The following is a 14,084-nucleotide window of genomic DNA, read 5'->3' on the forward strand; positions in this document are numbered from 1 at the left end:
TGTAAATTTTTAAAGAACAATTTCGTCTCAATCGCTTCGTTTTCGTTCGCAGCGATCAGCGAAGGAGGCGAATTATGCGGGTCATTCCGGATGCCGTCAAGCGCTTTTGCGAAAAAAGTTTTCGGGCCGGAAAATACCCATTTTGTGAACCGCGAACGCGACGCGCGCACAGCCCAACCGGCCCGCACGATCTGCGCGTCTGCGCAGCCATTCCTCACACATCTCTCCCCGCAAAAAGAAAAGCCCGTCACCCTATTGCAAACGCAGGCTTCGCCTATATCGTAGAAATGCGATATAAGATTCGCATAGTGACGATGCAATTTCCATGAAGAAATCTCAACCGACCCCGCAGCTCGATCTCGACGCCATCTACAAGGCGCTGGCCAATCCCGTACGTCGCGAGATCCTCGCGTGCCTGCGGGAGCCGCACGTGCATTTCGCCGATCAGGAGCTTCCGCTCGATCACGGCGTCTGCGCGGGCAAGATCGACGCGCACTGCGCGCTCTCGCAGTCGACCGTCTCGGCGCATCTGGCCGCGCTTCAGAAGGCCGGCCTCGTGACGTCGAAGAAAGTCGGTCAATGGGTGTTCTTCAAGCGCAACGAGCCGGTCATCGAGGCGTTCCTCGCCCACATGAGCCAGCAGTTGTGACGGCGCGTCAGCGCAATCGTCCGTTTCATTTCCGATATTTCCGCTAATCCGCTCAGCTTTTTGGCTCGCGGTACGAGGTGAACCTATGGCAACGCTTTTCGACCCCATCCAGATCGGCGATCTCACTCTGCCCAACCGCATCATCATGGCGCCGCTCACGCGCGCTCGCGCTAACGACGTGCGCCTGCCGAACGCATTGATGGCGAAGTACTACGCCGAACGCGCTTCGGCCGGCCTCATCATCAGCGAGGCGACCTCGGTGACGCCGCAGGGCGTCGGTTACGCCGAAACGCCCGGCATCTGGTCGCAGGAGCAGGTCGAGGGCTGGAAGATCGTGACCGAGGCCGTGCACGCCGCGGGCGGGCGCATCTTCCTGCAACTGTGGCACGTCGGCCGCATCTCCGATCCGATGTTCCTCGACGGCGCCCTCCCCGTCGCGCCCAGCGCCATCGCCGCGCAGGGCAACGTGAGCCTCGTGCGCCCGCCGCGGCCGTTCGTGACGCCGCGCGCACTCAGTATCGACGAGATCCCCGGCGTAGTTGCTGCGTTCCGCCAGGGCGCGATCAACGCGAAGGCCGCGGGCTTCGACGGCGTCGAGATTCACGGCGCGAACGGCTATCTGCTCGACCAGTTCCTGCAGGACAGCACCAACCAGCGCACCGACGCCTACGGCGGCTCGATCGAGAACCGCGCGCGCCTGCTGCTCGAAGTCACCGACGCGTGCATCGAAATCTGGGGCGCCGACCGCGTGGGCATGCACATCGCGCCGCGCGGCGACGCCCACACGATGGGCGATTCGGACCCGGCGGCCACCTTCGGCTATGTCGCGCGTGAGTTGGGCAAGCGCAAGCTCGCGTTCCTGTTCGCGCGCGAATCGCTCGGCGAGAACCGCCTCGGCCCGCAATTGAAGGCCGAATTCGGCGGCCCGTTCATCGCGAACGAGAAGTTCACGCTGGAATCGGCGCAACAGGTGCTTGCGGCTGGCGAGGCCGACGCCATCGCGTGGGGCCAGCTCTTCATCGCCAATCCGGATCTGCCGCGCCGCTTCGCGACGAATGCGCCGCTCAATGCGCCGGTTCCGTCCACGTTCTATGCGCGCGGCGAAACGGGCTACACGGACTATCCGTCGCTCGATAACGTCGCTTAAGCGCGCTCCGGCACGCAACCCGCGCGCACAAAAACGGCGCACGAAAAAAAGCCCCGGCAAAGGCACACCGCCTTTCCGGGGTTTTTTCATCGACGATTAACATCGCGCGATAAAACTGAAGATAGAACTGAACCAGGCGCGCGCCCCATTCGCCGCGCATCGCCGCCGATAGCGCGTTTCAATTGGCATCGCGCGCGAGACTGTCCTTGAATTCGAATCCTGTCTGCCCATCCAACCGCAACCGCCGATCGGAGATTCGTCATGCCCCAAGTGGACGCCGAGCAAATCGTTCATAGCATTGCCGAGGAAACCCACACGCCCGAGGAAACCGTCGCGCGCATTTACGCCGACGCGCTCGCCGAATACCGCATCGACGCCCGTATTCAGGACTACCTGCCGCTCTTCGCCGCGCGCAAGGTTCGTGCGACCCTGCGGCAAAACAGCGCAAAGCCGGGTTGCTAGCCGACTTCAACCCCACGCCGCTTCCCTTTCCGCCGTCGCCGAAAAAGTACGCGCGAGTACCGCTTTTCAAGCGGCGCCGCGCGTATTCGCTCGCGCACCGTTTTTACATCGCCGCATTCGCCTCGCGTTTTTTACGCGCCGCGCCTCCGCCGTTATTCCGCGTTGACTCTTAAGGTTCGTTTAATTCTTCACTGTAACCATATGCTCACCCCTGTTGAGCCGCCGGAACATCGGCGGCGTTTTTTTATGCGGCAAGCCGAGGAGGAGCGAAGTCATGGTTGAAGACGACGACGTGCTGATGCACCTGCAATCCCTGCTGCGCGACGGCTCGCCCGGACGCGTCGCCTCTTGCCGCGTCTCCACGCCGCTGCAGCATCCCTGGGGCCGCGCTTACCGCCTCGTCGAGTGGACCACGCCGCTCGACGACGGCGCGCGCCGCCAGGTCGTGCCGGCGGAAAGCTCGGCCTTCGAAATCGCGCGTCTGGTCGCCGAACACGTGCCGGGTCGCCGCATTCTGCTCAACGGCGAACCCGTCGATACAGAGCGTCCGCGCACGCGCCGACGCTCGCGCAGCAGCCGCGCGAGCGCACGCGCGGTGAGCTGATACTGCCTGACGAAACCGCGCGTCCCGCCAGCCGGGGCGCGCCGCTTTTCGTTGCGCCCGCGTTCCACGCACGCAAAACGCACACGCACAACCCACACGCAGAACCCATCGCGCGACGCGCCAGCCGCCGACGCGTTACGCCACCATCCTTCCCAACATCGCTTCCAGTTCGGCGCTGACGACCGTCATCGGCGCGCGCAGTTCGTTGCGGATCAATCCGCGTTGCGCGAGCGCGGCCTTCACCGGCCCCGGATTCGGTTCCGCGAACGCAGCGCGCACGAGCGGCACGAGGCCGTGCCAGAGTGCGCGTGCATCGCCGAGACGTTCTTCGCGCACGGCTTGCGCCATCGCCACGAAACGCGCCGGCAGCAGATGCGCCGACGCCGCGATCGCCCCGCTCGCGCCCGCGCAGAGTGCGCCGAACATCTCGATGTCCTCGCCGCAGAGCACCTGCAGGCGGCCGTCGAGAATCAGCGCGAGCGTCTTGTCGAGCGAGCCGCCGCAATCCTTCACCGCGACGATGCGCTCGTGCCCCGCCAGTTCGAGCAGCGTCGCGAGTTCGAGGCGCACGCCGGTGCGCGCGGGAATGTCGTAAAGGATCACCGGCTTGCGGCTCGCGTCGGCGAGCGCCGCGAAATGGCCGATCACCCCTGCCTGCGACGGCCGAATGTAATACGGCGCCGCCGCCAGCACGCCCGCGATGGGCGCGTCGTTGAGCGCCTCGATGCGCTCGCGCACCGAGGCCGTGTGATTGCCGCTCACGCCCGCCACGACTGGCAGCATCCCGGCGGCGGCCAGCACCGTGGCGAGCACGGCGTCCTGCTCGCGATCGTCGAGCGCGGCAGGCTCGCCGGTCGTGCCGAGCGCGACGAAGCCCGCCACGCCCGCATGCGCGTAGTGGCGCACCAGCGCGTCGAGCGCCTCGTGATCGACCGCTCCCTGGTTGAACGGCGTGACGAGCGGAATCCAGATACCCGAAAACGAAGACATGACTTTCCCTTGAACGCGACCGAGTGGAAGGTCCGTCGAGCGGTGCGGGGAAGTCGGGCTGGCCTGGAGAAAGGCGGGGGCGGCAAGCTGTTCCATCGCAACATCCGACGGAACAGCAAGCTCCGGTCAGATGAGCGGCTGTTTTTTGGCTTTGGCTTTCACGCTGACCGACGCGGCCTGCGCGCGCGCCGACACCGCGCGCGTAGCGGCGGCGATAGGCTGGGCGAAGGTATTCGGCTGACGTGACATGGCCTGAAGTGTAACCGAGATCGTCCGCCCGCGCGCCGCCAATCTAGCGGCGCGCCTCGCCGTGCACTTCCACATCGACAATCGGCGAGTCGAGCAGCAGATTCGGTGCATCGGCCGGATCGCGCCTCGTGAGCTTGCCGTCCACGCTCGCGCCGCAATCCATCTGCAACTGCTGGTAGTAGATGTTGCCGACCACGTGCGCATTCGATTGCAGCTCGATGAAATGATCCGCGATGACGTCGCCGACAATGCGCCCGTTCACGACGATGTCGTAGCCATGCACGTTGCCCTGCACCGCGCTGCGCTCGCTCAGCACGAGCAGCGTCTGCGCGCCCGTCTTGCCGCTGAGGTTGCCGGTCACCTGGCCGTCGAGGCGCAAGCCGTCGGCGAATTCGAGGTTGCCCGTGATGCGCACATCCTCGGCGATCAGCGTCGCGAGCTTGGTCTGCTGGATGCCCGGCTGGGGCTTCTTCTTGTTGAACATGAACACCACCGTTGCGTTTGTGTTGCTGAAAAGATGCCGTGGCTCGGCTCACGGCACGAAACTCGGGAAACCGGCGCAAGCGCTTACTGCGCGGGACTGCCGCCGTTGGCGTTGGCGCGGTTGCCGGCGTTGCCGCTACCGTTGCCGTTGGCGCCGCCAACCGCGCCGTGGCTGCGCAGAAACAGCAGTTCGGCCTGCACTTTCGCCGCCTGCGCCTGCGCGGCGTCCGCCGATTGCTGCAAAGCCACCCGCGCCGCGCGCTCCTGCTCAAGCGCGAGCTGGGCGGTCGTGAGCTGGGTTTGCAGCACATCGGGCTCGATCACGGGACAGGCCGGCGCGCCGCCACGCAGCGCCCACGCCGACGCCGCCGCGCCCGCGCCGCCCGCGAGCGCCGTCCACGCAATCGCTATCGCCCAGCGCGACGCGCGCGAGCGCACCGGCTGGAGTTCGAACGCGCGCTTCGCGTCCGTGCGCACACGCGCGGAGGGACGCGCGTCAGCCATTCGCCCGCCCGCCGTGATCGGCGCCCTCGGCACCATTGGCAGCATTGGCTCGCTCGGCGCTGGCACTTTGACCCGCGCCGTTGGCCGCGCCCACGCGATAGGCGCCGAACAGCGCGAGGTAATCGGACGGATTGACCTGCGCGCCGCGCACGATGACTTCGAAATGCAGATGCGGGCCGGTCGAGCGCCCCGTCGAACCGACGTCGGCGATATGCTCGCCCGGCAGCACGACGTCGCCCGCCTTCACGTCGAGTTTCGAAGCGTGGCCGTAGCGCGTGATGAAGCCGTTGCCGTGATCGATCTCCACGGCGTTGCCGTAGCCCGCCTTCTGCCCCGCGAAAATCACGCGGCCGCCCGCGGCGGCGAGAATCGGCGTGCCGGTGGGCGCGACGAGATCGACGCCCGGATGGAAGCTGAGCCGTTTCGAGAACGGATCGATGCGATTGCCGAACGGCGAGCCCATGCGGCCGCCGTCAGTCGGCCTGCGGCCCGGATACGCCTGCAAGGCGACCTCGTGAAGCGCGACCGCGTGTTCGAGCGCGCTCAGCGTCGCGCTCATGCAATCGACCTCGCCGGCCACCGCGTGCGTGTTGGCGCGCGCCGCCGACGACTCCGCACAGCGACGCGGCGCGAGCGCGGGACCGCCCTCGCCGTCGTCATCGTCGTCGCCGGAATGCTCGTGCGCGGCGGCGGGCGCCGTGGCCGTGCCGCGCGGCGCCTGCGCGCGCAGACGCTCGTCGAACTGGCGCAACTGCGCGAGCTGCGCGGCGAGGCGCTCGATACGCGGATCGAGCAAGGCGATCGACGCGTTCATCCGGCCGATCTCGCCCACCACATAGTGATGCTGCACGGCACCCGTCTGGCCCGGCGCGGCCGCCCCGGCGGCGCCGCTAAACCGGCCGATGGCGATGCCGCCCGCCAGCGAGACCAGCGCCGCGGCGCCGGCGGTCGCGATCAGCGTACGGCGCGCGGCGCGCTGCGTGACGAAGCGGGTGCCGCCACGGGAAAGCTCGTCGTTGGAGCTGGACCACGGCAATTTCATGATCGCCCCCGCAAGCGCAATTTCGCCCACAAAGGTGAAGCCCTCACGCCGATGAACACGATCCGAATAGCCATCTCAGTCTGCCGGGGCCGGCCTGCGCCCGCCCTTCCTGAAAACGAAACGGCGATTATCGTGGCGTCTGAAAAATACCCATCCCGATAAAAAGTCAGCCTGAACAGGCAAACCGAACGTCGCCGCGACAATCGCGACGCCCTGCCCCGCGAAAATCGCTTGACTTCTCGCCCCGCCGAACTAATATACGCACCGCGTACATAAACCAGCCAACACGGGTGCCAGCATGAGCGTTCCGCAACAAGCCTTCCTCCGCGACGCCATGCGTCGCCTGAACATGACCCGCGACGCCTTCGCGAGCCGCATCGGCGTCACGCGCCGCGCGCTCGACACGTGGTTGCTGCCCGAGGAATCGCAAGAATCGCGTGCCATGCCCGAGATCGTCGAGCGTTTCGTCTCGGAAATCGTCGGTGGCGGCGAGCCGCGTGAAAGCTATACGCAAAGCGTAGATCCGCGCTCGCTGGCCAGCCAGATGCAATTCGAGGGCAAGCCGCAACTGCTGTCCGTCGACCAGTTCTCGCGCGACTCCGTCGAAGCGCTGTTCCGCGTCGCCGACATCATGCAGCCCATCGCGCGCCGCCGGAAAATCTCGCGCGTGCTCGAAGGCGCGGTGCTCGGCAACCTGTTCTTCGAGGCCAGCACGCGCACCCGCGTGAGCTTCGGCGCCGCGTTCTGCCGCCTGGGTGGTTCGGTCTGCGATACGACCGGCTTCACGTTCTCGTCGATGGCCAAGGGCGAATCGATCTACGACACGAGTCGCGTGATGGCCGGCTACGTCGACGCGATGGTGATCCGCCACCCCGACCAGGGCTCGGTGGCCGAATTCGCGCGCGCCGTGAACATCCCCGTGATCAACGGCGGCGACGGTCCCGGCGAGCACCCGAGTCAGGCGCTGCTCGACCTCTACACGATCCAGCGCGAGTTCTCGCGTCTGGGCAAGATCGTCGACGGCGCGCACATCGCGCTCGTCGGCGACCTGAAATACGGCCGCACGGTGCACTCGCTCGTGAAGCTGCTCGCGCTCTATCGCGGCATCAAGTTCACGCTCATTTCGCCGCCGATGCTCGAAATGCCGCAGTACATCGTCGACAAGATCTCGACCAACGGCCACGTGGTCGAGCAGACGACCGACCTTAAGGAAGGTCTGCGCGGCGCGGACGTGGTGTACGCCACGCGCATCCAGAAGGAGCGTTTCACCGACGAGTCCTTCGAAGGCTACACGCCCGATTTCCAGATCAATCTGGCGCTGCTCGACGCTTTCTGCACCCCCGAAACGCTCGTGATGCACCCGCTGCCGCGCGACAGCCGTCCGGGCGCGAACGATCTCTCGACCGACCTGAACCACGATCCGCGTCTCGCGATCTTCCGCCAGACCGACAACGGCATTCCCGTGCGCATGGCGATCTTCGCGGTGCTGCTGGGCGTCGAGAATCTCGTGCAGCATTCGATGCGCGACGCCGTGTGGCGTCCGCCTGCATACCTCGGCCCGGACGACGCCACGTTTCACGGCATCGACTGAAGGCGCGCGTCGCGCCGTCAGCGACTCATGAAAAAAGCCGGGAAGCGTGCCGCTTCCCGGCTTTTTTTGCGCGTGGAGAGTTCGACGGCGAAATCAGTCGATGATCCGTCGATGCACACCACGCCGCACGGCCGCACGCTTCAATCGCGGATTCAGCCAAACAACGTGTACTCGCCGCCCCGCGCGAGCGCGCGCTGATACGCGGGCCGCGCGTGAATGCGCTCCAGAAACGCGCGAATCGACGGATGCTTTTGCGCGCCCGCGCGCTTCGCACCGGCTTCGAGCGGAAAGCTCATCTGCACGTCGGCGGCCGAGAAGGCGTCGCCGGCGAACCAGCCCGTCGCGTCGAGTTCCTTCGCGATATAGCCGAAGTGCAGCGCAAGCTGCGGCCCGACGAAGCCGCTCTCCAGCGAGCCCGCCACCTTGCGCACGACCGGTTTCACGAAGAACGGCACCTTCGCGCCCGCGATGCGCTGCGCGACCAGCGAGAGCAGCAACGGCGGCATCGCCGACCCTTCGGCGTAGTGCATCCAGTAACGGTAGCGCAAATGCGCCGGCGTGCCGCGCGCGGGCACGAAGCGGCCATCGCCATATTGCTCCACCAGATATTCGAGGATCGCACCCGACTCGGCCAGCGTGTGTTCGCCATCCGTCACGACCGGCGATTTCCCGAGCGGATGCACCGCGCGCAACGCGGGCGGCGCGAGCATTGTCTCCTTGTCGCGCTGATACTTCACGATGTCGTACTCGACGCCCAGTTCTTCGAGCATCCAGAGCACGCGCTGCGAACGCGAATTGTCGAGGTGGTGAACCGTCAGCATCAGGACTCCTCCAGTTTTGTCGGCGAAACGTCATCGCCTTGTATGCGAAATGAATCATTTCGATTAACTGCTAGCATGCACGGAAAACAGAACAGGAGACTACCGTGCATGCCGTTCTTTTCACGCTGATCGATGGCGTGGCGATCGTCGCGGCGATCGCACTGGCGACGCTCGTCGCCGCGCTCGTGATGGTAGCGTCCGCCGGGCCCAGGGCGGCGCAATCCGAGGATGTATTCGGATTCGAATCGCTCGACGCGCCGCCGGCCGCGAGCTTGCCGCCCGTGCAGCGCTACGCGGCGCGCGACGGCGAGCCGCTCGCGTTCCGCTTCTACGACAGCACGGCCTCGCAGGTGCTGATCTTCGTGCACGGCTCGTCGTATCACGGCGCGTCGTATCACGCGCTCGCGGCGCATCTGAGCCAGCGCGGCATCGCGCGCGTCGTGCTGCCGAATCTGCGCGGTCACTATCTTTCCGGCACGCGGCGCGGCGACATCGACTATATCGGCCAGTTCGAGGACGATCTCGCCGATCTCGTCACGCACCTGCGCAATCGCGGCGAGTCCGGATCGATCGTGCTCGGCGGGCATTCGAGCGGCGGCGGTCTCGTGATTCGTTTCGCGGGCGGCGCGCATGCCGCGCTGGTCGCGCGCTTTCTTGCGCTGAGTCCGGCCATCGCGCGCTCGCGTTCGCTCAAGGCCAATAGCGGCTGGGCAAGCCTGCATTTGCGGCGGATCATCGGGCTCGCGCTGCTGAACCTGTTCGGCGTGCACGGCTTCGATGCGTTGCCGGTGATCGCCTTCAACAAGCCCGCGCGGTTTCGCGACGGCAGCGAAACGCTCGCGTATTCGTATCGGCTCAATAGCGCGTACCATCCGCGCGCGCGTTTCGACCGCGATGTGGCGAAGCTCGGCGCGCAATCGGCGGTGCTGGTCGGCGCGAACGACGAAGCCGTCGATGCGCCCTTGCTCGGCGAACTCGTCGCGCGCGCTTCGCCTGAAACTTACTTCGCTATCCTTCCCGATATCAATCACTTCGGCGTGTTCACGCGCGAGCCGGCGATCGCCGCCGTGGCGGCATGGCTCGCCGCCCAACCGGACGACGGCGACACGCAGCGCGTCGCGGCCGGCGCGGCCAGCGTGGTCTGACGCATCGCGCGAAAGACATCGCGCGAAAGACATCGCGCGAAAGACATCGCGCGAAAAGCATCGGGCGGAAGGCAAATTCGATGACGGCTGTCCGCGCCGCCAGCTTCGCGACGGCCCGATGTCAGCCGCACGACAGGTCCGCGCCAGAAGCCGGATCGTCACGCGTTTTTCGCTTTTCCGCGCTTTACTTTCGTCGCGCTCGCGTGCAACGTGCAGGTCTGATCCCGCCGGTGCGCCAGGTTGGCCGCCGGGTTGGACACCGTGTCGCCGCCGCACGCGCGGCACTGAATTTGCTCCCGCCGTTGTTTCGTAGACCGAGGTCCGCACGCTGCGCGACGTCTCACGCGGCATCGCGATTCGCGTGCGCTTGCCATCCTTGATGGAGCCCGCCGAACGCCATGTCACACGATCGCTCTCACGACGCGCCCGCGTCCACCCCGCCCGCCGACACCTCGCGCCGACGCTTCCTGCAATCGGCCGCCGCAGCCGCCGCGCTCGGCGCGACGCCGCATCTGCACGCCCAGCCAAACGCGCCCGCGAGCGACGCCGCGAACGACACCGCAAGCGCGCCGCCCGTCGTGCCCGCGCAGCCGGTGCAACTCAACATCAATGGCCGCGAGTACGCGCTGCATATCGAACCGCGCGTGACGCTGCTCGACGCCCTGCGCGATTACGCCGGTCTCACCGGCACGAAGAAAGGCTGCGATCGCGGCCAGTGCGGCGCGTGCACCGTGCTCGTCGAAGGCCGCCGCATCAACGCGTGCCTGACGCTCGCGGTGATGCACGAAGGCCAGCGCATCACCACGGTCGAAGGTCTCGCGAGCGCGACGCAACCGAGCCCGATCCAGCGCGCCTTCGTCGAGCGCGACGCGTTGCAGTGCGGCTTCTGTACGCCGGGGCAGTTGTGTTCGGCGACGGCGTGTCTCAGCGAATTCGCAGCGGGCACCGCGAGCGCCGCGACCGCCGACGTGCGCACGCGCCCCGCGCAACTGAGCGACGCCGAAATCCGCGAGCGCATGAGCGGCAATCTGTGCCGCTGTGGCGCGTACGTGAACATCGTGGCCGCCGTGCGCGACGCGCACAGCGCCGGCGCGTGACGCACGGAGCCGCTCATGGACGCTCTCTCCTACCAGCGCGCCGCCAGCATCGACGCCGCCATCGCCGCCGCGCAGCAACCGGGCGCGGCCTTCATCGGCGGCGGCACGAATCTGCTCGATCTGATGAAAGGCGGCCTCGCGCATCCCGTCACGCTGATCGACATCACGCGCCTCGCGCCGCTCGATCAGATCGACGCCTTGCCCGATGGCGGCCTGCGCATCGGCGCGCTCGTGCGTAACAGCGACGCCGCCAATCACACGCTCGTGCGCACGCGTTATCCGCTGCTCTCGCAAGCGCTGCTCGCGGGCGCGTCGCCGCAATTGCGCAACATGGCGACGGTCGGCGGCAATCTGCTGCAAGGCACGCGCTGCGATTACTTCTACGACACTGCGTTCGCGCAATGCAACAAGCGCGCGCCCGGTAGCGGCTGCGCGGCGCTCGGCGGCTTCAACCGGCTGCACGCGATCCTCGGCGCGAGCACGCAATGCGTGGCCGTGAATCCGTCCGATATGAGCGTGGCGCTCGCGGCGCTCGACGCCGTCGTGCAGGTGCGCGGTCCGAACGGCGCGCGCGCGATTGCCTTCGCGCAGTTTCATCGACTGCCCGGCGAGCGTCCCGATCTCGACACCACGCTCGCGCCTGGCGAACTGATCACGTCGGTCGATCTGCCGCCGCCCGCCTTCAGCGATCACGCGCATTACCTGAAGCTGCGCGACCGCGCGAGCTATGCGTTCGCGCTCGTCTCCGTGGCAGCGGCGCTGCAACTCGACGGCCGGACCGTGCGCAGCGTGCGCCTCGCGCTGGGCGGCGTCGCGCACAAGCCGTGGCGCGCGAGTGTCGCCGAGCAGCATCTCACCGGACGCCCGCTCGACACCGCAACGTTACGCGCGGCCGCCGCCGCCGAACTCGCGCAGGCGCGGCCGCGCCGGGCAATGCGTTCAAGGTCGAACTGGCGCAGCGCGCGATCGTCCGCGCGACTTTGCTGGCGGCGGGCGCCACGGGAGACTTCGCATGAGCGACACGAACCAGGACGCGAATCACGACACGAATCACGACACGAAGCGGCTGATCGGCCAGCCCGTCGATCGCATCGACGGCATGCTCAAAGTCACGGGCAGTGCGAGCTATGCGTCGGACTTTCCCGAGGCGCGGCTCGCGCACGCGGTGATCGTGACGAGCACCCTATCGAGCGGCACGATCACGTCGATCGACACGCGCCGCGCGCAGGCGATGCCCGGCGTGCTGCTGGTGATGACGTGGCAAAACGCGATGCGACTGCCCAACAACGGCCAGACGCCGCTCGCGCCGCCCGCGGGCCGCCGCCTCACGCTGCTGCAAGACAACATCGTGCGCTACAGCAACGAGCCGGTCGCGGTCGTGGTCGCCGACACGCTGGAGCGCGCCATCGACGCCGCGCAGCACGTCAAGCCGGTCTACGCCGCCACGCCCGGCACGCTCGATTTCGCGCGCGCGAAAAGCGAGGCGCACACGCCGCCCTCGCCGCCGGGCCGCCCCGCCGATTCGTCGCGCGGCGATCCGGAAGCGGGGCTGCGCGAAGGCGCGGTGCGCATCGACGCCATCTACACGACGCCGGTGCAATTCCACAATCCGATGGAACCGCACGCGACGATGGCGCGCTGGGACGGCCCCGAACTCACGCTTTACGACTCGACGCAAGGCGTCTCCGGCGCGAGCACCGCCGTCGCCGCCGTGTTCGGCGTGCCCGCCGCGAACGTGCGCGTGATCTCGCCGTTCATCGGCGGCGGCTTCGGCTGCAAGGGTTCGTCGTGGTCGCATGTGAGTCTGTGCGCGATGGCCGCGAAGCAGACCGGACGCCCCGTGCGTCTCGCGCTCGCGCGTCCGCAGATGTTCGGCCCGGTCGGCTCGCGCCCGCACACCGAGCAGCATCTGTCGATCGCGGCGCGCAAAGACGGCACGTTGACCGGCCTGCGTCACGACACCTTTTCGCACACCTCGACGTTCGAGGACTGGAGCGAATTGTCCGGACTCGTCACGCGCATGATGTACGCGGTGCCGAACCTGAGCACGAGTCATCGCGTCGTGCCGCTGAACGTGGGCACGCCGACCTTCACGCGCGCGCCCGGCGAAACCACCGGCTCGTTCGCGCTCGAATCGGCGATGGACGAACTCGCGTGGCGGCTCAAGCTCGATCCCGTCGCACTGCGTCTGAAGAATTACGCCGAAGCCGAGCCGCAGGAGGGCAAGCCGTGGTCGTCGAAGGCACTGCGCGAATGCTACGCGGCAGGCGCGGATCGCTTCGGCTGGGCACAGCGCGTGAACGCGCCGCGCGCGATGCGCGAGGGCAATACGCTGATCGGCTGGGGCATGGCGAGCGCGACCTATCCCGCGAACCGCGGCGAAGCGTCCGCGCTCGCGCGCATCCTGCCCGACGGCACGGCGATGGTCGCCTCCGGCACGCAGGACCTCGGCACCGGCACCTATACCGTGATGACGCAGGTGGCCGCCGATGCGCTCGGCTTTCCGCCCGATCGCATCGCGTTCGCGCTCGGCGATTCGACGCTGCCGCGCGCGCCCGGCTCGGGCGGCTCGCAGTCGGCGGCGAGCGTGTCGCCGGCCGTGCAGGCCGCGGCGCGCGCCGCGCGCGACAAACTGATCGCGCTGGCCGTGGCCGACCGCGCCTCGCCCGTGTACGGCGCCGCGCCCGCCGAGGTCACCGTCAGCGACGGCTGGGTCGTGTTGCGCAGCGACCCGTCGCGCCGCGATCCCGCCGCCGCCATCGTGGCGCGCGCGGGCGGCCAGCCAATCGACGCGCAGGCCACGGCTAAACCGGGCGACGAGCGCAGGCAGTACGCGTTCCACTCGTTCGGCGCGGTCTTTGCCGAAGTGCACGTGGACGCGGATCTGGGCACGGTGCGCGTGACGCGCATCGTCGGCGCTTATGACGTGGGGCAGGTGCTCAACGAGAAGACCGCGCGCAGCCAGTTGATGGGCGGCATGGTGTGGGGCGTGAGCACGGCGCTGCACGAAGACGGTCTGCTCGACACGCGCACGGGCCGCTTCGCGAACGGCAATTTCGCGCAGTACCACGTGCCGGTGAACGCCGACATCGGCGAGCTGGATGTGTTGTTCGTGGGCCAGCCGGATCTGCGCTTCAATGCGGTCGGCGTGCGCGGCATCGGCGAGATCGGCATTACGGGCGTGCCCGCCGCCATCGCGAACGCCGTGTATCACGCGACGGGCGTGCGCGTGCGCGATTTGCCGATCACGCTCGACAAGCTGATGCTGCCGCAGCACGCGTTCGCGTGAAGCGGCGGCAT

General features: G+C 67.5%; 13 protein-coding genes and 2 pseudogenes. 10 read left to right on the top strand and 5 right to left on the bottom strand.

Features of this window, described 5'->3' with window-relative positions; genetic code table 11:
- The 5 genes and pseudogenes from SB764_RS35460 to SB764_RS35480 form a co-directional block, all read left to right on the top strand.
- Positions 1–285 (top strand): hypothetical protein (locus SB764_RS35460; RefSeq protein ID WP_410866195.1); only part of this gene is annotated, 285 nt, incomplete at its 5' end.
- A gap of 40 nt (positions 286–325) precedes the next feature.
- Positions 326–649, top strand: coding sequence for an ArsR/SmtB family transcription factor (locus SB764_RS35465; protein WP_065063295.1), 324 nt, complete (start codon positions 326–328; stop codon positions 647–649).
- 85 nt (positions 650–734) lie between these two features.
- Positions 735–1,796 carry an alkene reductase gene (locus SB764_RS35470; protein ID WP_410866196.1) on the top strand — a complete coding sequence of 354 codons (1,062 nt, stop codon included), beginning with the start codon at positions 735–737 and terminating at the stop codon, positions 1,794–1,796.
- A gap of 261 nt (positions 1,797–2,057) precedes the next feature.
- The gene (locus tag SB764_RS35475; protein ID WP_410866197.1) at positions 2,058–2,258 is read left to right on the top strand and encodes a DUF3562 domain-containing protein; all 201 of its coding nucleotides are present in this window, start codon (positions 2,058–2,060) and stop codon (positions 2,256–2,258) included.
- Between the two features lie 298 nt (positions 2,259–2,556).
- Positions 2,557–2,766: pseudogene (locus SB764_RS35480) on the top strand (DUF2866 domain-containing protein); the annotation flags it as partial.
- 231 nt (positions 2,767–2,997) lie between these two features.
- On the opposite strand, the gene dapA reads toward SB764_RS35480, so the two are convergent.
- The 4 genes from dapA to SB764_RS35500 form a co-directional block, all read right to left on the bottom strand.
- A complete protein-coding gene (gene dapA, locus SB764_RS35485) occupies positions 2,998–3,852 on the bottom strand; it encodes a 4-hydroxy-tetrahydrodipicolinate synthase (RefSeq protein ID WP_110329653.1) in 855 nt (284 codons plus the stop codon).
- 292 nt (positions 3,853–4,144) lie between these two features.
- Positions 4,145–4,585: a polymer-forming cytoskeletal protein gene (locus SB764_RS35490; RefSeq protein WP_110329675.1), complete on the bottom strand. Its 441-nt coding sequence runs from the start codon at positions 4,583–4,585 to the stop codon at positions 4,145–4,147.
- Positions 4,586–4,668: 83 nt separating this feature from the next.
- Positions 4,669–5,088: a hypothetical protein gene (locus SB764_RS35495; RefSeq protein WP_176081996.1), complete on the bottom strand. Its 420-nt coding sequence runs from the start codon at positions 5,086–5,088 to the stop codon at positions 4,669–4,671.
- Positions 5,081–6,130 carry a M23 family metallopeptidase gene (locus SB764_RS35500; RefSeq protein WP_410866198.1) on the bottom strand — a complete coding sequence of 350 codons (1,050 nt, stop codon included), beginning with the start codon at positions 6,128–6,130 and terminating at the stop codon, positions 5,081–5,083. The genes SB764_RS35495 and SB764_RS35500 overlap by 8 nt, the downstream gene beginning before the upstream one ends.
- Before the next feature lie 298 nt (positions 6,131–6,428).
- Here SB764_RS35500 and SB764_RS35505 point away from each other — a divergent pair, with 298 nt between their 5' ends.
- Complete coding sequence (locus SB764_RS35505) at positions 6,429–7,721, top strand: aspartate carbamoyltransferase (protein ID WP_065063311.1); 1,293 nt, start codon at positions 6,429–6,431, stop codon at positions 7,719–7,721.
- Positions 7,722–7,873: 152 nt separating this feature from the next.
- Here the strand turns inward: SB764_RS35505 and SB764_RS35510 are convergent, their stop codons facing one another.
- Positions 7,874–8,542: a glutathione S-transferase family protein gene (locus tag SB764_RS35510; protein WP_410866199.1), complete on the bottom strand. Its 669-nt coding sequence runs from the start codon at positions 8,540–8,542 to the stop codon at positions 7,874–7,876.
- A 104-nt stretch (positions 8,543–8,646) separates the two neighbouring features.
- Here SB764_RS35510 and SB764_RS35515 point away from each other — a divergent pair, with 104 nt between their 5' ends.
- The 4 genes and pseudogenes from SB764_RS35515 to SB764_RS35530 all read left to right on the top strand — a co-directional run bounded on the left by SB764_RS35515 (position 8,647) and on the right by SB764_RS35530 (position 14,073).
- Positions 8,647–9,687: an alpha/beta fold hydrolase gene (locus SB764_RS35515; protein ID WP_343666959.1), complete on the top strand. Its 1,041-nt coding sequence runs from the start codon at positions 8,647–8,649 to the stop codon at positions 9,685–9,687.
- A gap of 398 nt (positions 9,688–10,085) precedes the next feature.
- Positions 10,086–10,784, top strand: coding sequence for a (2Fe-2S)-binding protein (locus SB764_RS35520; protein ID WP_410866200.1), 699 nt, complete (start codon positions 10,086–10,088; stop codon positions 10,782–10,784).
- Positions 10,785–10,799: 15 nt separating this feature from the next.
- Positions 10,800–11,800: pseudogene (locus SB764_RS35525) on the top strand (FAD binding domain-containing protein).
- Positions 11,797–14,073 carry a xanthine dehydrogenase family protein molybdopterin-binding subunit gene (locus tag SB764_RS35530; RefSeq protein ID WP_410866201.1) on the top strand — a complete coding sequence of 759 codons (2,277 nt, stop codon included), beginning with the start codon at positions 11,797–11,799 and terminating at the stop codon, positions 14,071–14,073. Before SB764_RS35525 ends, SB764_RS35530 begins: the two are co-directional and overlap by 4 nt.
- The last annotated feature ends 11 nt before the right edge of the window (positions 14,074–14,084 follow it).

The sequence above is a fragment of the Paraburkholderia sp. SIMBA_027 genome (assembly GCF_046535315.1).
In the GTDB taxonomy this organism is placed as follows: Bacteria; Pseudomonadota; Gammaproteobacteria; order Burkholderiales; family Burkholderiaceae; genus Paraburkholderia; species Paraburkholderia tropica.

Bases quoted from the DNA above. Each gene is read 5' to 3' on its own strand.
- SB764_RS35465 (WP_065063295.1), top strand. From the start codon at position 326: ATGAAGAAATCTCAACCGACCCCGCAGCTCGATCTCGACGCCATCTAC.
- SB764_RS35470 (WP_410866196.1), top strand. From the start codon at position 735: ATGGCAACGCTTTTCGACCCCATCCAGATCGGCGATCTCACTCTGCCC.
- SB764_RS35475 (WP_410866197.1), top strand. From the start codon at position 2,058: ATGCCCCAAGTGGACGCCGAGCAAATCGTTCATAGCATTGCCGAGGAA.
- dapA (WP_110329653.1), bottom strand. From the start codon at position 3,852: ATGTCTTCGTTTTCGGGTATCTGGATTCCGCTCGTCACGCCGTTCAAC.
- SB764_RS35490 (WP_110329675.1), bottom strand. From the start codon at position 4,585: ATGTTCAACAAGAAGAAGCCCCAGCCGGGCATCCAGCAGACCAAGCTC.
- SB764_RS35495 (WP_176081996.1), bottom strand. From the start codon at position 5,088: ATGGCTGACGCGCGTCCCTCCGCGCGTGTGCGCACGGACGCGAAGCGC.
- SB764_RS35500 (WP_410866198.1), bottom strand. From the start codon at position 6,130: ATGAAATTGCCGTGGTCCAGCTCCAACGACGAGCTTTCCCGTGGCGGC.
- SB764_RS35505 (WP_065063311.1), top strand. From the start codon at position 6,429: ATGAGCGTTCCGCAACAAGCCTTCCTCCGCGACGCCATGCGTCGCCTG.
- SB764_RS35510 (WP_410866199.1), bottom strand. From the start codon at position 8,542: ATGCTGACGGTTCACCACCTCGACAATTCGCGTTCGCAGCGCGTGCTC.
- SB764_RS35520 (WP_410866200.1), top strand. From the start codon at position 10,086: ATGTCACACGATCGCTCTCACGACGCGCCCGCGTCCACCCCGCCCGCC.
- SB764_RS35530 (WP_410866201.1), top strand. From the start codon at position 11,797: ATGAGCGACACGAACCAGGACGCGAATCACGACACGAATCACGACACG.